Here is a 19,244-nt window from a genome sequence, read left to right as displayed (position 1 = left end):
CGGATCTGTCACAGGTGTAGAGGAAACGGACGCGACACATTGGGCTTGGTTGTTAATGGCGCAGGTCAGTACCGGGGCTTGGATTTCGGCCCTTCCGCTGTAATCGAGTGCAGCGATAGCGTGTGATCCATGTTGCGCATACGATGGCGTAACATCATCCGCCCCAATCGTGCCAAGTCTGCCGCGTAATCGGATTTTTCGGCGACGTTCTCCATCTCTCCCTTTTCGTTATGATCAAACAGGAGGGGCGGCAGGTCTGCAGCAAATTCGACCAAAGTAAATCGGTCGTCCCGCAAAATACCCAGACACGATTCACTATTGCCCGTGCCCAATTGTTGTTGCCACAAGCTCGGCTTTTCCGGCGCTGAGAAATCCAGTTCACTGAACGAATACTTGCGCCAATCCTCCGGGGTTTCTCCTTCCAGCAGAGGCATCAGGGATCGCCCGTCCATCGCATTCGGGATCGGCAACCCGGCCCAGTCCAGTATCGTGGGGGTGATATCGATGGACTCTGTCGGCACTTTCACCAAGGTCCCCGCCTGATCCAGATTGCCGGGCATCCGGATCATCAAGGGCGTATGATAAGCCGCGTCATAGACCGTCATCTTGCCCCATGTGTGGCGATCACCCAGCATCTCTCCATGATCGGCGGTGATCACCAGTAGGGTATGGTCATATTGACCGCTATCCTTGAGAAACTGGATGACACGGCCGACATGGTGATCGACCTCGGTCGCGAGCCCGAGATAAACCGAGCGGAGGGTTTTAACATTTTCCGGCGTCGGATCTATGTTTTCGAATCCTTCGACGAAATCTGTAGCCGTTTGCTTGTCGATCGCGGGGCCGAAAAAGGGATGCAACGCCCGCTCATCGGACACTTTTTCGAAACCCGCCGCCAGCGGCAAAGCAGCCGGGTCATACATGTCATTGTAAGGGGCCGGAGCAACCAGAGGCGGATGTGGTCGGATGTAAGTCAAATGAGCGAACCAGCTCTGCTCTTTGAAAGGGGCCATACTGTTCAGGAACGCGTTGGTCAGAAAGGCAGTATCGCTATCCTCGGCCCGGTACATTGCAGGATCATTCAGGCGCAGCTCGTCCCCATTTGGCGAAACCGGTTTATAAACGTCCCAATACTTCTCGAACTTATACCCCTTTTCCATCAGATACGACTGCCAGGGATAGGATTCCTCTAGCCGCATTTCGACGACCTCGTGAAATCCGTTCATAGGATTCTCGTATGACTTCAGGATCGGATCGCCCGGATCGAATACGCGCGGGTCGGCAGAAGTGTCGGTGTAGCCGAACAACATCGGCAGGTAACCAGCCTTGCGCATCTCGGTTGCGATGTTTGGCGTATCGTGCCGCAACGGAGTGCCGTTACGAATTGACCTGTGGTTCATCGCGTACTGACCGGTCAGGATCGAGGCGCGCGACGGGCCGCAGGGATTTGTCACCGAAAAGTGACGGTCAAAGGTGACGGCCTCGTCCATGAATGCGCGTAAGTTGGGCAGATCGACATGAGCCGCAAGGGCTCCGTTCAGGCAATCCGCCCGCAACTGATCAATGATGATGAACAGGACATTTCCGGGTTTTTGCATGTGACCTAACCTGATTCCACCGAGGCGTTTCAGCTGTGATCTTTGGCGCGGTTCGTCCGCCCCGGCAACAACTTCCTGATGTCGGGTTTTGATCAGGTATAAAAATCTGAACTTAAACGAAAAGCAGGGTTGATTGACGCAATCCGCCGCACCGAAGCCCGGCCGCTCCGAAATTGTCACACTGCTGCTATTGTGCGGGGGCAATTCCCGGTGGTGCGCAGAAATCCGTTGCAGCACAACGCGGTTTCACATCTCATACGGCCATGACGCAGCCCATGATACATTCGGACCACGACGCCGACGGCGTCTGCCTGCGTATTTCGGGCGAGATGCTGACCCAGTCTCTGGAAAAAGTGGAACAGGCATTCGCGGCAATAAAGCCGCAAGGTGGAAAAGTCACATTTGATCTGACGAAGGTTGAGGCGCTGGATACAGGCGGAGCTTGGCTGGTTGCCAATCTGGCGCAGCGGGTCCGCGCTGTTGGGGCCGATGTCCGCTTCGAAGGGTTGAGCCCTGCACATTCCGCCCTGCTTGAGACGGTCGCCGAAAACATACCCGACGATCCGGGAATCGAGGCCGAGCGCCACAGCTTTACCGATTGGGTCGCCAGCATTGGCGAGCGCACGGTCGGGGCCTGGAATGACACGCTGTCAATGCTGGGATTTCTTGGTCTGACGCTACATCGTCTGGTTCGGACCATCGTGATGCCGTGGCGGCTGCGCCGGGCGGCGCTGGTGTCGCAGATGGAAGAAGTCGGGTTCAAAGCGATTCCGATTGTGGCCCTGATGGGGTTCCTGATCGGCGTCGTGCTGGCCTTTCAGGGTGCGACGCAGCTGAAACAATTTGGGGCCGAGATTTTTGTGGTCGAATTGATCTCGATCTCGGTTCTGCGTGAGCTGGGCATCCTACTGACAGCCATCATTGTCGCGGGTCGATCCGGGTCGGCGTTTACCGCGTCGATCGGCTCGATGAAAGTGCAGGAAGAGATCGACGCCATGCGCACGCTGGGTCTGGACCCGATCGAAGTGCTGGTGATCCCGCGGGTCGTTGCCCTGCTGATCATGCTGCCGATCCTTGGTTTCATTTCCGATATGGCCGCTCTGCTCGGTGGTGGTTTGATGAGCTGGATCGATCTGGACATCAGCCCCGGCATGTTCGTGACCCGATTGAAGGAAAGCACAGGCATCTGGCACTTTGCCGTCGGCATGATCAAAGCACCGTTCTTTGCGCTGGTCATCGGCGTGATCGCCTGCTGGCAGGCGATGCAAGTCAAGGGATCAGCCCAGAGCGTCGGTCAGAGGACCACCGCCTCGGTCGTGCAAGCCATCTTCATGGTCATCGCACTGGACGCGCTGTTCTCGATCTTCTTCTCGGCATTGGATGTCTGACATGGACGGAACTGTGCTGGAACAAACCTCGGACTCCAACGCCCAGCGAGAAGCGGTGATCCGTGTTCGCAATCTGACAAACCGGTTCGGGCCGCAGGTGGTTCACGAGAACCTAAACCTGGATGTCTGGCGGGGCGAGGTATTGGGCATCGTCGGCGGTTCGGGCACAGGTAAATCCGTGCTGCTGCGGACGATTGTCGGGCTGAACAAGCCCGCAGCTGGAAGTATCGAGGTGTTGGGCGTTGATGTGCTGAACGGCCCCGAACACGAACGTCGGCGCATCGAACGGCACTGGGGCGTTGCGTTTCAGGATGGCGCGCTATTCTCGTCTCTGACCGTTTTACAAAATGTCATGGCGCCGCTGCGCGAGCATACCGGGATCAGCGAAAAGCTGATGCAGGCGCTGGGAAGTCTGAAAATCAGCCTTGTCGGTCTTCCACAACTGAGTTGCGGGAAATTTCCCTCAGAGCTTTCAGGCGGGATGCGCAAACGCGCCGCCCTCGCCCGCGCTTTGGCGCTGGACCCTGAGATTGTGTTTCTGGACGAGCCTACCGCCGGTTTGGACCCGATCGGAGCCGCGGCCTATGACGAGTTGATCGGGGAATTGCAGCACGCGCTTGGGCTGACCGTTTTCATGGTCACGCATGATCTGGACAGTCTTTACGCCATTTGCGACCGCATCGCAGTGCTTGCAGAAAAACGCGTTCTAGTTGAAGGACCAATTGAAGAAATGACCAAAGTGGATCATCCTTGGGTGCAGGAATACTTCACCGGCCCCCGGGCGCGCGCGGCGCAAGAGAAGGGCTAGGACAGGTAGAGGCCATGGAAACCCGAGCGAACTATATCCTGATCGGCGCCTTCACCCTTGCGGGTATTCTCGGCGCATTTGGCTTTTTCCTTTGGCTCGCGAAATTCGAAGTTTCTAGGCAATATGCCTATTATGACGTGCTGTTTGACAATGTCTCGGGTCTTTCGGCTGCAGGCGGTGTCAGCTTTAATGGCTTACCTGTCGGGCAGGTAATCTCCTTACAATTGGACGATGACGACCCATCCAAGGTGCGGGTCAAGCTTGAGGTCGACGCAGATATTCCCGTGACGGAAGATACGATCGCTCAATTGCAATCTCTGGGCGTTACCGGTGTCAGCTATGTGGAGCTGACCGGTGGATCTGCCAGCGGCAAAAGACTGCCGCAAAACAGCGTGATCCAAAGTAAACGCAGTGCGATCCAATCTTTGTTCGAGGGTGCGCCAAAGGTTCTGGATGAAGCGGTTACCCTTCTGGAAAACCTCAATGCCGTGGTCGATGACAAAAATCGCAAATCGGTCAGCGATATTCTGGACAATGTCGCTTCGGCATCTGGCAAGCTGAACAAGACCCTCACAGACTTTGAGAACTTGTCATCGGATCTGGGTGGCGCGGCCAGCAAACTTGGGGATTTTACAGATCGGTTGAACCAACTGGCAGACACTGCCGAAACCACTCTGACTACTGGGACAGACACGCTGAAAAGCGTAAAAACAACCTCTGAATCCGCGACCACGACCCTGAACAGCGCAAAAACCACTATCGAAACTGCGGACCGCATCATTCAACAAGATATCCGACCGCTGATTGAGCGCGTGACCACGTTGGCTGAAAACCTGAACGGTCTGTCTGGTGAGGCTGACGTTGCGCTTGCGACAATCTCAGAAACTTTCCTGAACGCGAACAAAACACTGGGCTCGATCACCGGAGCTATGGAAACAGCAAAAGGCACATTGACCTCGGCGGAACGTGCATTTGATTCAGCCAACAAGGTTATAAACGAGGATGTCGGCACGGTGATGGACGATATTCGCACGGCTGCGAACGAAGTGTCCTCGACCGTAAAAAATGTCACCGAACGTTTGGACGACATCTCGGCTGATATCCTGAGCGCGTCCAAATCCGCCTCAGAGTTGATGGGAACAATCGACGGGATCGTGCAGGACAACCGACGTCAACTGTCGGATTTCCTGCGGGTGGGGCTGCCGCAGTTCACCCGCTTCGTGGAAGAATCGCAAAGGCTGGTCATCAGTCTGGACCGTCTGGTGGACAAGGTCGAACGTGATCCCGCACGCTTCCTTCTTGGAACCCAAGCATCGGAGTTTCGTCAATGATTAGGCTTTTTATTGTGGCACTTGCTCTTGTGTCGCTGGGCGGCTGTACGGGTTTGGGAACGCTGCGACAAGCCTCTAAGCCGAACGACCTGTACCTGCTGACACCCAAAAGCACGTTTTCGACGTCGCTGCCGCGTGTCCAAAGGCAGGTAGTGGTTCAGGAACCGACAGCGACGGCAGCGGTTAACACCGATCAAATCGCAATTCAGCCTACGCCGTTCCAAGTTCAGTATCTGCCGCGCGCACGTTGGGTGGATCGGGCCCCTCTGATCGTTCAGTCGCTGTTGGTTGAAAGCTATGAAAACAGTGGCAAGGTCGCAGCCGTCGGGCGCTCAACGGTTGGATTGCGCGCAGATTACGTCATCGTCCCGGATCTACGAGAGTTTCAGGGGCTTGTTGTCAGCGACGTCAACGGCACCAAGACCATTCGTGTGGAAGTCCGCATCAACATCAAGATCATCGACGAGTACGAAGACAAAATCATCGCATCAGACTCGTTTCGGGAGTATGTGATCGCCGCCAGCGACAAGACCCCGGACCTCGTCAGGGCTTTTGATGAAGCTCTGGGTAAGACGATGCGGGATGCCGTGGAATGGAGTGTCCGTAGAATCAACTCCCATGCCGTCAACAACCCTCGTCAGTACTAGCGCAAACGAAAGGGCGGTGCAGAATAGCAACGCCCTTGAACTGGTATTACTGAGCGAGTGTTTCGGCCAGACGCATCAATGTGACGGCTTCAGATCGATACCCGAACGGGTCCTGCCCCTTTGCCCCATTGGCCAGCGAAATCGCATCTTCATAAGACCAACTGCCCAAGTACTCTCCACCACGCAACAACTGTCCAAACCCTGCGATAGCAATTGAGAACTCCACATCTTCGGACGCCTGTCCTTGTTCGAGAAGGATCGGTTCCTGAATCAGTTTGCTTTCGGTTCCGCCAGGTTGTTTGTAGCGCATTTTAAAGAACCCGATCTCTTCTGAACCATCGGATACAGGCTGTTCCGCATAGCGCAGCGGGCCGTTTCGGATTGCATCCGAGCCAACGGGTGTGACCTCATAAATCGCTGTTACAGTGTGACCCGCGCCTATGTCGCCCGCGTCTATCTTGTCGTTGGAGAAATCCTCACGCCGCAAGGCGCGGGTTTCGTATCCGATCAGGCGGTATTCGGCGATTTGCGCCGGGTTGAATTCAACCTGAACTTTCACGTCATTGGCAATCGGAAAAAGTACACCGGTCAGTTGATCAACCAGCACTTTGCGCGCCTCGCCCAGTGTATCGATATAGGCCGCCTGTCCATTTCCATTTTGCGCCAGCGCCTGCATGGTCGCATCATCAAGATTGCCGCGGCCAAAGCCCAGAACGCTCAGGAAGGTGCTGCTTTCGCGTTTGCGAGCGATGAAGTCTTTCAGCGCCTCGGGGTCCGACAGGCCGACATTGAAATCGCCATCAGTGGCCAGAATAACACGGGTCACCTCTCCGTCCTCGGTCATGCTTTCGGCCACCTGATAGGCCTGTTGCAGCCCGGCCTGACCGGCAGTCGAGCCACCGGCCTCCAACCTCTCAAGCGCGGTCAGGATCTTGTTTTTCTCCGAAGCCGACGTCGGCTCCAGAACCTGACCAGCACTGCCCGCATATGTGACGACCGAAACCTGATCCTCGGGGCGAAGTTCTGACAGCAATAGGCGGAAGGACTGTTTCAGCAAAGGCAGTTTGTCCGCATTCTGCATCGAACCAGACGTGTCGATCAGAAAAACGAGGTTCAGCGGCGGGCGGTCCTCGATCTGCGGCAAGGCACCCTGAATGCCGATATGGACCAGTTGTGTGCCTTCGTTCCACGGTGTCGGCGTAACGGTAATGGTCGAACGGAAGGGCTCAGCCCCTTCTGGCGCAGGGAAGCTGTAAGGGAAGTAGTTTACCATTTCTTCCACCCGAACGGCGTCTTTCGGCGGAAGCTGACCGCGCATCAGAGAGGATCGGATGATCGAGTAAGACGCCGTATCCACATCAATCGAGAAGGTCGACACCGGGTCTTCGCTCGTGATTTTCAGCGGGTTGGTGTCGGCATTGGCAAAGGCTTCAGTGTTCTGTTCGGGGGCAATACGAAGATCATCCTGACCCAGCGAAGGCGCTATCGAGGTCGCACCATTGTACAATCCTCCACTTGCCAAGCTGGAATCTGCGGTCGCACCCAAGCCATTCATCTGACGTTTGCTCAGCGAACGGACACGCGGTGCCGGCGCGACGGGTTCCTCGATCACCACGGGCGCTTCAACAAATGGCTCCGACAAGGCATCCTGCAACAGTCTGTCTTCAACCGCAGCCTCCTGATCTGTTTCCACCGTTTCAACCGGAGCCTCGGCCCGGCGGGTTTCGGTCCAGGATGTCGGGCTCACGACGTAGTCGCGCGTCTGCGGCAGGATCACGACCAGAGCCACAGCAGCGATTGCGGTTGTCGCGGTCAAAGCACCGCGATGCGAGAGGGCATTCAACATGGATTTCGCTCCTTCTGTCACGCGGGCCATCAGGCCTCGCTTGACAGTCGGACGCATGGCATCACGCGTTCCTTGGCAGCGGGCGAAAAGTTTTCGCGCCTGATCCAGATTTTCCGCTCGCCGCTGCGCGTCCGGCGCAGGTGTCGCGGCATCCATCAGTGTTTTCAGGTCTTCAAGATCGTCTGTCATGGAGCCAGCTCCTCTTGCCGCAGGGCGCGCAGGCGCTTGCGGATATCCGACAAGCGCCAGGACACCGTGCCCTCGGACACGCCCAGCACTTCGGCGGCTTCGGCATGGGTCATCTCATCTTCCAGCGTCAGGGCCAGCGTGTCCTGCAGATCCTGCGGCAGCGACCGCATGGCCCGCTGCAGCCAATCGACGGATTTGGCGGTTTCCGCGGCCTCGGCCCGTCGCATCTGTTCGACATCGCCCCACCCGGCAGCAGCGCGGCTGTGGCTGGCCTGACGGCGGCGTGCGTCTTCGGCCGCGTTGACGACAACCCGGTACAGCCAGGTGGTGAATTTGGCCTGCGCCCGAAACCCGGCAATCTTGGCCGGCAAGGCCGCGCAGATGTCCTGCGTCAGATCCTCGGCCTGATCGACCCGCCCGGTGAGGCGAAAGGACAGACGGTAAACCCGGTCGTAATGTCGCAACAACAGGGTAGAAAACGCATCAGCGTCCCCTTTTGCGGTAGCTTTAGCCAGATCCTCATCCGATGTTGTCATACGCATCACGATGGGTAAGACGGATTGGAAAGGTCAATCCTTGGCGGCAAGGCTAAAAAAATTAGAAATGCTTCGCCGAGGCCATTTTCCAGTCCGCCGCGAAACCATCCGGGATCGAGTCCGTCAGTAAAACGCCGTCGTCGATGAACGTATAAAGGTCGGCGTAGGACCATTCCCGTTCATCCGCCGTACGACGACGGATATCTCCTGGGCGCAGGTCCGAGACCTTTTCTTTGCCCATCGCACCCAGAAGTTCACGAAAGCTTTCGAGTGTAGCGTCGTGAAAACGATGCACCCGTTTGCGTTTTTGCGGCACATGCACGGCCCGTCCCCGGATCGGATCCTGCGTCGCCACACCAGACGGGCAGCGGTTGGTGTTGCAGTGCAGGGCCTGAATGCAACCCACCGCAAACATCATGGCCCGCGCCGCGTTGCACATATCTGCGCCGAGCGCGAATTTCTCGACCATGTCGTAACCGGTGGCCACCTTGCCCGAGCAGATGATCCGAATCTTTTCGCGCAGCCCCACGCCGCGCAGGCAGTTGTTAACGAAAATCAGCGCCTCGTTCAGCGGCATGCCCAGACGGTTGGTGAATTCCACCGGAGCCGCGCCCGTGCCGCCCTCCGCCCCGTCAATAGTTATGAAATCGGGCAGGATACCGGTTTCCAGCATCGCCTTGCAAATTGCCATGAACTCCGACGGCCTGCCGATGCACAGCTTGAACCCGATGGGTTTGCCGTCCGACATCTCTCGTAGGTGTTGTACGAAATGCAACAGGCCGGTTGGCCCCTCAAAGGCCGAGTGAATGGGTGGAGAGATGACATCCTGATGCTCGGGCACGCCTCGGATTTCGGCAATTTCCCTGTCGACCTTGGCTGCGGGCAAGACCCCACCATGAGAGGGTTTTGCGCCTTGCGACAGCTTGATCTCAATCGCTTTGACCACTTCTTTCTTGGCCTTTTCGGCGAACAAATCCTTATCGAAGCCACCTTCCGGCGTTCGACACCCAAAATACCCGGTGCCAATCTGCCAAATGATGTCCCCACCCTCGGACAAATGGTGCGGGGACAGGCCGCCCTCGCCCGTGTTGTGCGCAAACCCGCCATCCTTGGCCCCACCGTTCAAAGCACGGATCGCATTGGCGCTGAGCGCTCCAAAACTCATGGCGGATACGTTCAGACGCGAGGCGCTGTAGGGTTTGGTGCACTGCGGACCGCCCAGCATGACCCGCTCTTCGCTTTCCGGAACCTCCTTGGGCGCAAGCGAGTGGTTGGCCCGATGATAGCCGACGGTTTGGATATCGTATTGGGTGCCGAAGGCCTGCGTATCCACCTGCCCTTTGGCACGGGAATAAACCAGGCTGCGAATGATCCGATTATAAGGGCGACCGCTTTCGTTGGTTTCCACGAAGTACTGGCGGATTTCCGGGCTGACGAATTCCAGCATGTATCGGAAATGGCCCAGAACCGGGTAATTGTTCAAAACATTATGCTTGGTGGTCAACATGTCATACAGGCCAACCAGGGCATAGGGGATCAGGATCACCAGCAACCAATGGGCCGGTGGCCAGAAAAACCCCCATAGCAAGGTCAGCGGAAGGCACACATAGCTCAGGATGTAATAGAGTCTGCGTACAATCATTTCGTGCTCTCCCAAAGTGTTGCCAAACCAATCGTGTAGCAACCGTGGATCAAATCGGCTTTTGATTGCAAGCGTTTGTGCCCGGCCTCACACGATCGGGCGAATTTGTGAGGCGGACAGAGGGTTTGGCGACAGTTGATCCAAGTTGCGGCAGTATGTATGCCGAAATAAAGGTAAACTTGGGCAGGACAACCGGCCGTGACACAAACCCGACCCGCCGTCCGGACCACGGCCATCATGTTCCTCGCCGTTTTTGTTGGGGGCGCCGCGGGATCGCTGCTGCGCGAGGCGTTCTCAGCCCAGATCCCCGGAGCTCCGGTGCTGACAGCTACCTTTGGCGTCAATGTCATGGCCTGTTTCGTACTTGGCTGGCTGTACGCAGTTCGCAACCGCGTCCACGCGCATGTGCTGCATCTGGGCGCAGTCGGGTTCTGCGGCGGGTTGTCCACGTTTTCCTCCTTTGTGGCCGAGTTGGAACGGATGGCTGAAATGCACCTTTGGAGCGCAGTTTCAGCCGCCTCGCTGGAAATCGCCATCGGCCTTGCCGCCGCCGTTCTGGGTGAGACTATCGGTCGGCGACTTCATGGTGAGAGGCCAACCGGATGAGCGCGCTTTATCTTCACGCCATGTTCGGGCTGGGGGGCGGATTGGGTGCTGTGCTGCGGCACTGGATCGCTTTGCAGATCAACCATGACCTGCCCTTTGCAACCCTGATCGTGAACGTCTTGGGCAGCCTGCTATTGGGTCTGTGGATCGGATACCTCGGCGGGCCGGTTGATCTGGGCGAGGAGGAACGACGGCTGGTCTTCGGCTTTTGCGGCGGGTTCACCACCTTTTCCAGCTTTGCCTATCAGTCTCTGGAACTGCGGCGGGAACGGACAATTCTGCTAGCCGCGGGGAACATCCTGCTGAGCCTCGCGTTGTGCTGGTTTGCTCTTTGGGTAGGATTATTGCTGACGCGCTAATGCGCGGCAACAGCTGCCTGAGTTCCGGGTTTGGGCGCTTTGCAGAAGAACAGCAAAGGTATCGTTGCCAAGGCTAGCAGGCCGAGGTTGTTGAATACCGTCAGATAGGAAATCAGCTCAGCCTGTTGGCTGATCACCTGCCCCAGTATGGCCGCCCCTTCGTCGCTTTCGGGTGTCAGACCCAGCGGCTGCAAATAGGCCTGCGCCGCCGGGTTATAAGGCGTCACGTTCTGGCTCAGCACCGCCGTATTCGTCTGCAAGCCGCGCACAACCCATGTTCCAACCAGCGATATTCCGACCGATGAGCCCAATTGCCGGGTCACGTTGAACAGACCCGATGCCTCGTCCTGCCGAGACTTGGAGATGCTTTCAAACGCAAGGATCGACATTGGCACAAAGACCAGTCCCATGCCCAACCCGCTGACCGCGCCGGGCCAAGCCAGTTCCCAGAACCCCGCGTTCATGTTCAGCGCGCCCATCATGAAGTTGCTTACGGCCGTCAACAGCATCCCTACCCCGGCCAGAAGCCGTGGATCGAAGCGCGACACCAACACCGCGCCCGTTATGACCATCGACAGCCCCGCCGTAATCCCGCGCGGGATGAATAGGTGACCTGAGGCGATAACTGGGTAATCCAGTAGGTTCTGCACAAAGGTTGGCAGGATCGCGATGCCGCCAAACAGTGAGATGGCAAAACCCGCGATAACCAGATTGCACAGGGCAAAGTTGCGATCCGCGAAAAACCGAAGGTCCACAACCGGTCGCTTGGTTGTCAGCGCGTGGACGATGAACCCCAGCGCCCCCAGAACCGACGCAATCAGCGCCACCTGAATGACCCGAGAAGACAACCAGTCCTTGGTCTCGCCCTGATCAAGGATGAACTGCAGACAGCCGATGCCGATAGCCAGCAGAGCCAGGCCCGCCCAATCGATCCGCACCTCTTCGGTTTCGTCTTCGGGCAATTCGCCCGCCAGCAGCAGCAACGCCATCGCCGCCACCGGAAGGTTGACAAAAAACACCATCCGCCATGAGAAATACTCGGTCAGAAGCGCCCCGACGGTCGGCCCCAGCACGGGGGCAACCACGACGCCCAACCCAAATACGGCCATTGCCTGCCCGCGTTTTTCCCGAGGGAAGGCGTCGAACAAAATGGACTGAGACAGCGGGATCAGGAACGCGCCGAACATGCCCTGCGCGAGGCGAAAGATGACAATGGTCTCAAGGCTCCAGGACAGGCCGCACATGATAGACATTGTGGTAAAGCCGGTGATGGCCGTCAGGATTAGCCTGCGCCGCCCGACCCGGCGCGCAACAAAACCGGTCAGGGGCATGACCACAACCGCCGACACGATATAGCTGGTCAGGATCCACGTTGCCTGATCGGTCGTAGCTCCGAATGCGGCCTGGATATGGGGCAGCGCGACGTTGACGATGGTGCTGTCCAGCACCTCGAGAATGGCGCTGAGCACAACGGCGACAACAATCACCGGATTGACGCGGCTAGCCGCCGGACCAGTCATTTCCCGGACTGAGCCTCTGTTGTGTCCACGGTCACTTTACTGCTGCCGCCTACGCGTAGCGGTACGTCGGTCGGGTCAAGTTCCACGCGCACCGGGAACCGTCGGGTCACCTTGACCCAGTTGCCGCTAGCGTTTTCCGAAGGCAAAAGCGAGAATGTGTCCCCCGACCCGCGCCCGATCGAGGCCACCTTGCCCGTCAGGGTTATCCCCGGCAGCATATCAACCTTTACAGTCACCGGCTGGCCCGGACGAATGCGCGGCAGAGCGGTTTCCTTGAAGTTTGCGTCCACCCACCAGTCAGAGGATTCGACGATGGAAAACTGCGGCGCGTTAGCCGAAACCGCCGATCCCGGCCGCAATGTCAGGTTTGCAATCCAGCCGTCTGCGGTGGCGTAAACCTTGGTCCAATTCAGATTGGCCTGCGCAATTTCAAGCTGGGCACGGGAAGCCAAGACTTCGTCCTGCTTCGCAGCCAGCCCGCTTTGCAATGCCAGCAGTTCGGATTGGCTGGTGGTCAGACGGGCCGATGCCTCAGCAAAGGCTGTTGACGCCTGATCCAGTGAAACCTGTGCCAGATCGCCATCCGAAAACAGCGCCTTGGCCCGTTCAAAATTATTTTTGGCCGTGTTGTAGGCCGATTGAGAAGACTGAACCGCAGCCTCAGCCGCAGTAATCTGATTGGAATAGGATTGCGCCTGTTGAAGCGAACTGTCCAGATCGGCCTGCGCCTGATCAACCGAGGCCTTGAATTGCGTCGCATCAATAGTGAACAGCAGGTCACCCGCCTTGATTGGCTGGTTGTCCGTGATGGGTACCTCGGCGACCTGTCCGGCCACCTGCGCCGCTACGTTTATGATGTTCGCGCCGACATAAGCATCTTTGGTCGAGGGGTACCGTTCCTCGTGCCGCCAATACAGAAACAGCCCGGCGGCGATCGCGATCAGCATGGCTGCGACGGCGACGATTTTGAAGGATTTCATACGTTAGGCCTCTTGCAGGTCATTACATCGGATAGGTGTGCATCCGTACCGCCAGATTGCCCATGATCCAGACGGTCCCAAGGATGATGATCAGCAGGACCAGCGTCGAAAACAGAACCAGATCAAGGTCTTCGCGGCTGCTGCGGCGACGATCAATATGCAGGAAATAGACCAGTTGCACGATCAGTTGCGCCAGCCCCAGCAATGCAATTGAGAGGTAAACCCCCGTGGTTTTAATGCCGTATTTGTAGGCGATGAGGAACACTGCCGCCGTCAGTAAAAGCGAGCCGCCATAGCCTATGACATACCGCCGACGTTCGCGCCGGTGCATCTCGCTGCGCTTATCCATAGGTCAGCCCTCCGAAATAAACGATGGTGATGATGCCGATCCAGATCAGGTCGAGGAAATGCCAGAACAGCGCCAGCCGAACCACGCGCGACATCAGCAGATCGGTCAGGCCGAACACGCGCAGTTGGATGCCCAGCACGATCAGCCATAGACAGCCTGCCGCGACATGCAGTCCGTGTAGCGGTACCAAACCGTAAAAGGCAGACAGGAACCCGCTGCGTTGGGGAATGCCGCCTTTTTCAGCCATAGCCATGAAGTCGCGGATCTCAAGCACCAGAAAGCTGAGGCCCAATACCAGTGTCACGCAGAACCAGAAGACGATCCGCCATCGGGGCAGGTTGTATTTCAGTGCCAGCATCGCCAGACCCACCGTCAGACTGCTGGTCAGCAGGATCAATGTTTGGGCAAAGATGCTGTACAGGTCGAACAGCTCATGCGGACCTGGCCCGCCCGCCTGTGCATCGATCATGGTGATGTAGATCGCGAACATCAGGCCAAAATAGACCAGGTCGCTCATCAGAAAGACCCAGAAGCCGAAGGTGACGACCTCGGTGGCCCGGTGCGCACTTTCATGGCGCCGCCCGAGGTTCAGGCCGGGATAACTGTGGGTGGGTGCGCGCTTCATGTCACGGCCTCCAGATCGGGGCGTGCCAATCCACGATTCTCCGGAGCCGTTTCGTGGTCACGATCCACCGCGGTGGCATTGCGCACCAGATCGAGCCAGGCTTCGTGCTGTTTACGCACCTCTTCGGCGGGGATGACTTCTTCAATGTCTGTGTTGAAGGTCCAGGCGATCAGGGAGACAAGCATCAGAACCGTCATCAAGACCGCCAACCACCAGATCCACCAAACCAGCGCGAACATCCAGACGCCGCTGAGCACACAGAGGGTAAACCCGATCGCGGTATTGCGCGGCATCGAGATATCCTCATAGGCGTCAGGAGTGGGATAAGCCTCGCCCCGTTCCTTTGCTACAGCGAAATTGTCCCGGTCGGTGACCTGTGGGATGATGGCAAAGTTATAGGGCGGCGGCGGTGACGGGATCGACCATTCCAGCGTGCGCCCGTCCCATGGATCGCCGACAGGGGCGCGAGTTTTCTCACGATCCCGAATGCTGACCCACAACTGGACCAGAATGGAGAGCAGCCCGCAGGTGATGATCAAAGCACCGACAATTGCGACGAGCATATAGGGGTGAAAAGAGGCATCGCTATAGCTAAAGGACCGACGCGGCATCCCCATGAGGCCGACGAAATAGAGCGGCATGAAGGTCAGCAGAAACCCGACCGTCCAGCAGACCACGGAAACGCGGCCCCAGAACTCGTTCAGGCGGAACCCGAAGGCCTTGGGGAACCAGTAGTTATAGGCCGCCAGCAAACCAAACAACACGCCCGGCAACAGAGCGTTGTGGAAATGTGCCACCAGGAACAGCGTGTTGTGAACCTGATAGTCGACCGTGGGATTGGCGAGGATCACGCCCGACAACCCGCCGATGACAAACAGCATCAGGAAGGCCAATCCATACAGCATCGGAACTGAAAACCGGATGCGGCCGCGATACAAGGTGGCCATCCAGTCATAGACCTTCACCCCGGTCGGGATCGCAATCAACATGGTCGCCACACCAAACACCGCATTGATCAGCGCGTTTTGGCCCATGGTGAAGAAATGGTGCAGCCAGACGGTAAAGGACAAAACCGCGATGCACATTGTGGCAATGACCAAGGAGTTATAGCCGTACAAACGTTTGGCTGAAAACGTGGCGAAGACCTCGGAATAGATGCCATAGGCGGGCAGGACCAGCAGGTAGACCTCGGGGTGGCCGAACAGCCAGAACAGGTTGGCGTAGTTCATCATGTTGCCGCCAAGGTCATTGGTGAAGAAGTGGAAATCCAGATATCTGTCCGCCGCCAGCATCAGAGCGGCGACGCCAAGTGGCGGCATGGCAAAGATGATCAGAATCGAGCTGCTAATGATCGTCCAGCAATACATCGGCAGCCGCATGAACTTCATCCCCGGCGCCCGCAGCTTGTAGATGGTGACGGCAAAGTTGATGCCGGTCAGCGTGGTGCCAATGCCCGAGACAACAATGGCCCAGATCCAGTAGTCCGGCCCCACCCCGGGATTGAACGCAGCACCGGTATAGGGTGGATAGGCCGTCCAGCCGCCGGTCGAGAACTCGCCCACCACCAGCGACACCATCAACATCATACCTGCCGATACCGTCAGGCCGAGGCTGATCTGGTTCATCACCGGAAAGGCCACATCCCGCGCACCGATCATCAGCGGCACCAGATAGTTCGCAACCCCGAACACAAAAGGCACCGCCACAAAAAACACCATGATCGTGCCATGAGTGCTGAACAGCTCGGCGAAATGTTCGGCCTCAAGGAAGCCGGGGCCCGGCCCAGCTGCCTGCTGGGCGCGCATGACCACGCCCTCAAGCACGCCCCGTGCAAGCATGACAATGGCAAAAACGATATACATGATGCCGATCTTTTTGTGATCGGCGCTGGTCAGCCAGTCGCGCCACAACGGACGCCACAGGCGGAACCATGTCAGCAATCCGACCACAGCGATGACACCCACTACAACGATACCAGCGGCCGCATTCGCCACGATCTCATTTGTGTTGGGTGTCTGGATCAGACCGGCAATTGGAAATGCATCCCAGTTCAGGCGACCAAAGAACCCGGTATCGGTCATTGCGCCGCCTCCTTTCCGAATTCAACCGTCCCCGGCTGTTGATCCACCGGCAAGGGTTGCCCGCCGTGATAGCGATGCAAAATGGACTGGAACAAATCGCCATCCTCCAGCGTGAAGTACAAGGCATTGAGCGGCATGAGGGGTGTTCCCAATGCCGCCTGCACCTCATCCCGATCCGTGCGCATAGCCAGTGTGCGGTACGTGTCCTCGGTCAATGGGATGCCGTTTGCGCGGACGCTTTCAACCCAGCCATTGAAGTCCTCAGGTTGCATGGCCTGGGTCAGGAACTTCTGCTTGGTGAAACCACGGCCATTATATTGCGTATTCTCACCCTGCATCGTCTTGGGCGCGTCCGCCACCAGATGCAGTTTCGTCGTCATGCCGGGCATAGCATAGATCTGACCAGCCAATGCCGGGATCATGAAGGACTGCATAACCGTGTCCGTCGTCAGGGTCATTGCGACCTGCTGTTTGATCGGCATTCCAAACTCGCCGACGGTGGCAATCCCAAGGTCGGGATAGATGAACAGCCACTTCCAATCGAGACCGACGACCTGAACGTTCAGCGCCGGGGTTTCACCGAAAGCTGTCGAATAAGGGTCCAGTCGATGCGTCGCTTTCCACAGGTAGAAGGACAAAAGAGCCACGATAACTACCGGCGCGCCCCACATGAGAAATTCCAGCTTTGCGGAAAAGTCCCATTTTGGCCGATAGGCGGCTGAACTATCTTTGCGTCTCCGATACCTAAGGGCAATCAAAGGCACCAGAACCAGAACTGGCAGCACGGCAATCATGATCAAGACAGTTGCCCGCAACAGATGGGTTTTCTGAATCGCAGCTATCGGACCCTGAGGGTCCATGAAACTACCGCTCGCCCACGCCGTCTGTGCCGTAGCCACAACAACAGCGACCACAACCATTACAGTAAGTTTTGAAGGTCCGAGTACGGCCACGCTTGATTGTCCTCTTGCGCCTTCGTTTCGGCCAACTATCGGCAGAGTCAGGAATTTTCTCAAGGTTTTTTACGAAACTGGCAATTGTACCCGTCGCCACCTGTTCAACCAGACCGTTGCGCGGCCCCAACCCACGGGGATGCAGCTGTTGACTAAGCTAGTCGATCAGGCGAGACATTTCTGTGATGCGTCGGATATTAATTGCTCTCAGTCTTTGGTGCCTGTCGACGGGTGCATACGCGCAGGATCGCGCGGCGGTCGAACGGCAATTCCAGGCATGGCTGCAAGATACGGTCTGGCCACAAGCCAGAGCCAAAGGTGTTTCACGCAAGACGATGAAACGGGCCTTTGACGGTGTGACACTCAACTGGAAGCTGCCTGATCTAGTACCGCCGGGCCAGTCAGCCCAGACACCTAAAAAGCAAAAACAGGCCGAGTTTGGATCGCCCGGGCGCTACTTCAACGCAGGCTCTGTTCACGGGGCCACGGCCACCGGGCGACAGATGGCGCGCCGCCACGCGGCGACTTTGGCGAGAGTCGAAGCGCAAACCGGAGTTCCGGGGCGGATCATCCTCGCCATATGGGGCCGCGAGAGTGGATATGGACAGGTTCCCATTCGCCACAATGCGTTTCAGGTGCTGGGCACCAAAGGCTTTATGAGCACACGCGCGCCCTACTTTACCGACGAGCTTATCGCCGCGCTGCAAATTGCCGAAGCGAGGCACGCCCCGTCCGATGCCTTGAAAAGCAGTTGGGCCGGCGCGTTGGGTCAGCCGCAATTCATGCCCTCGAACTTTCTGGCCTATGCAGCCGATGGAAACGGCGACGGGCGCGCTGATATCTGGGGTTCATCAGAAGATACAATCGCATCGATAGGGCATTTTCTGTCCCAGCACGGCTGGGTCACCGAGCGCGATTGGGGGTTCGAAGTGATCGTTCCGCCCTCGGTTTCCTGCGCTTTGGAAGGGCCGGATCAGGGCAAACCCATTCAGGATTGGGCCGCAATGGGTATAACCCGTGTTTCGGGTAAACCATTTCCGGAACACGAATTGCAAGGTGAAGGCTTCCTGATGATGCCCGCAGGGCGCAATGGCCCCGCCTTCATTGTCACGCCGAATTTCTACGTTCTGAAGGATTACAACAAAAGCGATCTTTACGCCCTGTTCGTTGGTCATGTCGGAGATCGCATTCAATATGGTGTCGGAGATTTCAGCGCCCGATGGGGTAAGGTCGGCAACCTGTACCGGTCTGATGTCGCTGCCATGCAGAGGGCTTTGGAAGCTCAGGGCCATGATGTGGGCGGCGCGGACGGGTTGCCCGGTTTCAAGACCCGCCGCTCGATCGGGCGGTGGCAACAGGCCACGGGCCGCACCCCGACCTGCTTTCCCGAAGCCAGCATGAAAGCGGCCTTGAAACAGTAGCGATTCGCTCTGTCCCTTACGTCACCCGCGCCGCCGAACCCGCCCCCAGACGCCAGCGCAAATTAAACCCTTCACAAAAGTGTTAAGAAGTTCGGCAGTTTCATCATAATATTTCGGAAGCGACCCGGGTTTCGTTCACAATCCACCTATGGTTGCCTCTTTTTAAGGCAAAGGCTTTATCCTTTTTTGAAATAGTGCCACCTTCGGCGTCAGTGAAAGGCGACTTTCGCAAAAACGTTCCCGACTTCAAACCGAGAGACTGCGACGCGGCGTTCATTGCGATCTGAAAGAGCAATCCTTGAGCCCCCGCCGGTCTTTTCTGGGTCGGACAAACATCGCGATCAGCAGCCATCCAAAAAGGATGT

At 57.4% G+C, this 19,244-nt stretch carries 18 protein-coding genes; 7 read left to right on the top strand and 11 right to left on the bottom strand.

Features of this window, described 5'->3' with window-relative positions; all coding sequences use genetic code 11:
- Nucleotides 1–65: 65 nt before the first annotated feature.
- Nucleotides 66–1,598 carry a sulfatase-like hydrolase/transferase gene (locus GOW98_RS06675; RefSeq protein WP_170330291.1) on the bottom strand — a complete coding sequence of 511 codons (1,533 nt, stop codon included), beginning with the start codon at nucleotides 1,596–1,598 and terminating at the stop codon, nucleotides 66–68.
- 263 nt (nucleotides 1,599–1,861) lie between these two features.
- On the opposite strand from GOW98_RS06675, the gene GOW98_RS06670 reads away from it, so the two are divergent.
- From GOW98_RS06670 to GOW98_RS06655, 4 genes are read left to right on the top strand one after another with little or no spacing between them, the layout of a single operon-like run.
- Nucleotides 1,862–2,986 carry an ABC transporter permease gene (locus GOW98_RS06670; protein ID WP_170330290.1) on the top strand — a complete coding sequence of 375 codons (1,125 nt, stop codon included), beginning with the start codon at nucleotides 1,862–1,864 and terminating at the stop codon, nucleotides 2,984–2,986.
- 1 nt (nucleotide 2,987) lies between these two features.
- Nucleotides 2,988–3,794: an ABC transporter ATP-binding protein gene (locus GOW98_RS06665; protein ID WP_170330289.1), complete on the top strand. Its 807-nt coding sequence runs from the start codon at nucleotides 2,988–2,990 to the stop codon at nucleotides 3,792–3,794.
- Nucleotides 3,795–3,808: 14 nt separating this feature from the next.
- Nucleotides 3,809–5,125, top strand: a complete 1,317-nt coding sequence (locus GOW98_RS06660; RefSeq protein ID WP_170330288.1) for an MlaD family protein — start codon at nucleotides 3,809–3,811, stop codon at nucleotides 5,123–5,125.
- A complete protein-coding gene (locus GOW98_RS06655) occupies nucleotides 5,122–5,772 on the top strand; it encodes an ABC-type transport auxiliary lipoprotein family protein (RefSeq protein WP_170330287.1) in 651 nt (216 codons plus the stop codon). The genes GOW98_RS06660 and GOW98_RS06655 overlap by 4 nt, the downstream gene beginning before the upstream one ends.
- A 46-nt stretch (nucleotides 5,773–5,818) precedes the next feature.
- Here the strand turns inward: GOW98_RS06655 and GOW98_RS06650 are convergent, their stop codons facing one another.
- The 3 genes from GOW98_RS06650 to GOW98_RS06640 form a co-directional block, all read right to left on the bottom strand.
- Complete coding sequence (locus GOW98_RS06650) at nucleotides 5,819–7,807, bottom strand: vWA domain-containing protein (protein WP_170330286.1); 1,989 nt, start codon at nucleotides 7,805–7,807, stop codon at nucleotides 5,819–5,821.
- Nucleotides 7,804–8,343, bottom strand: coding sequence for an RNA polymerase sigma factor (locus tag GOW98_RS06645; RefSeq protein WP_170330718.1), 540 nt, complete (start codon nucleotides 8,341–8,343; stop codon nucleotides 7,804–7,806). Before GOW98_RS06645 ends, GOW98_RS06650 begins: the two co-directional genes overlap by 4 nt.
- A gap of 61 nt (nucleotides 8,344–8,404) precedes the next feature.
- Complete coding sequence (locus tag GOW98_RS06640) at nucleotides 8,405–9,985, bottom strand: FMN-binding glutamate synthase family protein (protein WP_170330285.1); 1,581 nt, start codon at nucleotides 9,983–9,985, stop codon at nucleotides 8,405–8,407.
- 198 nt (nucleotides 9,986–10,183) lie between these two features.
- Here GOW98_RS06640 and GOW98_RS06635 point away from each other — a divergent pair, with 198 nt between their 5' ends.
- Both GOW98_RS06635 and GOW98_RS06630 read left to right on the top strand, forming a co-directional pair.
- Nucleotides 10,184–10,591 (top strand): fluoride efflux transporter FluC, encoded by a 408-nt coding sequence (locus GOW98_RS06635; RefSeq protein WP_367646813.1) that lies wholly within the window; start codon nucleotides 10,184–10,186, stop codon nucleotides 10,589–10,591.
- Nucleotides 10,588–10,950 carry a fluoride efflux transporter FluC gene (locus GOW98_RS06630; RefSeq protein WP_170330284.1) on the top strand — a complete coding sequence of 121 codons (363 nt, stop codon included), beginning with the start codon at nucleotides 10,588–10,590 and terminating at the stop codon, nucleotides 10,948–10,950. Before GOW98_RS06635 ends, GOW98_RS06630 begins: the two co-directional genes overlap by 4 nt.
- Here the strand turns inward: GOW98_RS06630 and GOW98_RS06625 are convergent.
- From GOW98_RS06625 to GOW98_RS06600, 6 genes are read right to left on the bottom strand one after another with little or no spacing between them, the layout of a single operon-like run.
- A complete protein-coding gene (locus GOW98_RS06625) occupies nucleotides 10,947–12,470 on the bottom strand; it encodes a DHA2 family efflux MFS transporter permease subunit (protein WP_170330283.1) in 1,524 nt (507 codons plus the stop codon). The genes GOW98_RS06630 and GOW98_RS06625 overlap by 4 nt on opposite strands.
- A complete protein-coding gene (locus GOW98_RS06620) occupies nucleotides 12,467–13,450 on the bottom strand; it encodes an HlyD family secretion protein (RefSeq protein ID WP_170330282.1) in 984 nt (327 codons plus the stop codon). The genes GOW98_RS06625 and GOW98_RS06620 overlap by 4 nt, the downstream gene beginning before the upstream one ends.
- A 22-nt stretch (nucleotides 13,451–13,472) precedes the next feature.
- Entirely contained in the window at nucleotides 13,473–13,799 is a 327-nt protein-coding gene (locus tag GOW98_RS06615; RefSeq protein WP_170330281.1) for a cytochrome o ubiquinol oxidase subunit IV, read from the bottom strand.
- On the bottom strand, nucleotides 13,792–14,424 hold the full coding sequence (locus tag GOW98_RS06610) for a cytochrome c oxidase subunit 3 (RefSeq protein ID WP_170330280.1): 633 nt from the start codon (nucleotides 14,422–14,424) through the stop codon (nucleotides 13,792–13,794). The genes GOW98_RS06615 and GOW98_RS06610 overlap by 8 nt, the downstream gene beginning before the upstream one ends.
- Nucleotides 14,421–16,505: a cbb3-type cytochrome c oxidase subunit I gene (locus tag GOW98_RS06605; RefSeq protein ID WP_170330279.1), complete on the bottom strand. Its 2,085-nt coding sequence runs from the start codon at nucleotides 16,503–16,505 to the stop codon at nucleotides 14,421–14,423. The genes GOW98_RS06610 and GOW98_RS06605 overlap by 4 nt, the downstream gene beginning before the upstream one ends.
- Nucleotides 16,502–17,458: a ubiquinol oxidase subunit II gene (locus tag GOW98_RS06600; protein WP_367646812.1), complete on the bottom strand. Its 957-nt coding sequence runs from the start codon at nucleotides 17,456–17,458 to the stop codon at nucleotides 16,502–16,504. Before GOW98_RS06600 ends, GOW98_RS06605 begins: the two co-directional genes overlap by 4 nt.
- Nucleotides 17,459–17,643: 185 nt before the next feature.
- Between GOW98_RS06600 and GOW98_RS06595 the strand changes: the two genes are divergently transcribed.
- On the top strand, nucleotides 17,644–18,879 hold the full coding sequence (locus GOW98_RS06595) for a lytic murein transglycosylase (protein ID WP_170330278.1): 1,236 nt from the start codon (nucleotides 17,644–17,646) through the stop codon (nucleotides 18,877–18,879).
- 103 nt (nucleotides 18,880–18,982) lie between these two features.
- Here the strand turns inward: GOW98_RS06595 and GOW98_RS06590 are convergent, their stop codons facing one another.
- Nucleotides 18,983–19,231, bottom strand: a complete 249-nt coding sequence (locus tag GOW98_RS06590) for a hypothetical protein (protein WP_170330277.1) — start codon at nucleotides 19,229–19,231, stop codon at nucleotides 18,983–18,985.
- Nucleotides 19,232–19,244 lie beyond the last annotated feature (13 nt).

Source organism: Ruegeria arenilitoris, assembly GCF_013032445.1.
Lineage (GTDB): Bacteria > Pseudomonadota > Alphaproteobacteria > Rhodobacterales > Rhodobacteraceae > Ruegeria > Ruegeria arenilitoris_F.
This window is presented reverse-complemented; position numbering and strand designations above follow the sequence as displayed.

Bases quoted from the DNA above. Each gene is read 5' to 3' on its own strand.
- GOW98_RS06675 (WP_170330291.1), bottom strand. From the start codon at position 1,598: ATGCAAAAACCCGGAAATGTCCTGTTCATCATCATTGATCAGTTGCGG.
- GOW98_RS06670 (WP_170330290.1), top strand. From the start codon at position 1,862: ATGACGCAGCCCATGATACATTCGGACCACGACGCCGACGGCGTCTGC.
- GOW98_RS06665 (WP_170330289.1), top strand. From the start codon at position 2,988: ATGGACGGAACTGTGCTGGAACAAACCTCGGACTCCAACGCCCAGCGA.
- GOW98_RS06660 (WP_170330288.1), top strand. From the start codon at position 3,809: ATGGAAACCCGAGCGAACTATATCCTGATCGGCGCCTTCACCCTTGCG.
- GOW98_RS06655 (WP_170330287.1), top strand. From the start codon at position 5,122: ATGATTAGGCTTTTTATTGTGGCACTTGCTCTTGTGTCGCTGGGCGGC.
- GOW98_RS06650 (WP_170330286.1), bottom strand. From the start codon at position 7,807: ATGACAGACGATCTTGAAGACCTGAAAACACTGATGGATGCCGCGACA.
- GOW98_RS06645 (WP_170330718.1), bottom strand. From the start codon at position 8,343: ATGACAACATCGGATGAGGATCTGGCTAAAGCTACCGCAAAAGGGGAC.
- GOW98_RS06640 (WP_170330285.1), bottom strand. From the start codon at position 9,985: ATGATTGTACGCAGACTCTATTACATCCTGAGCTATGTGTGCCTTCCG.
- GOW98_RS06630 (WP_170330284.1), top strand. From the start codon at position 10,588: ATGAGCGCGCTTTATCTTCACGCCATGTTCGGGCTGGGGGGCGGATTG.
- GOW98_RS06625 (WP_170330283.1), bottom strand. From the start codon at position 12,470: ATGACTGGTCCGGCGGCTAGCCGCGTCAATCCGGTGATTGTTGTCGCC.
- GOW98_RS06620 (WP_170330282.1), bottom strand. From the start codon at position 13,450: ATGAAATCCTTCAAAATCGTCGCCGTCGCAGCCATGCTGATCGCGATC.
- GOW98_RS06615 (WP_170330281.1), bottom strand. From the start codon at position 13,799: ATGGATAAGCGCAGCGAGATGCACCGGCGCGAACGTCGGCGGTATGTC.
- GOW98_RS06610 (WP_170330280.1), bottom strand. From the start codon at position 14,424: ATGAAGCGCGCACCCACCCACAGTTATCCCGGCCTGAACCTCGGGCGG.
- GOW98_RS06605 (WP_170330279.1), bottom strand. From the start codon at position 16,505: ATGACCGATACCGGGTTCTTTGGTCGCCTGAACTGGGATGCATTTCCA.
- GOW98_RS06595 (WP_170330278.1), top strand. From the start codon at position 17,644: ATGCGTCGGATATTAATTGCTCTCAGTCTTTGGTGCCTGTCGACGGGT.
- GOW98_RS06590 (WP_170330277.1), bottom strand. From the start codon at position 19,231: ATGGCTGCTGATCGCGATGTTTGTCCGACCCAGAAAAGACCGGCGGGG.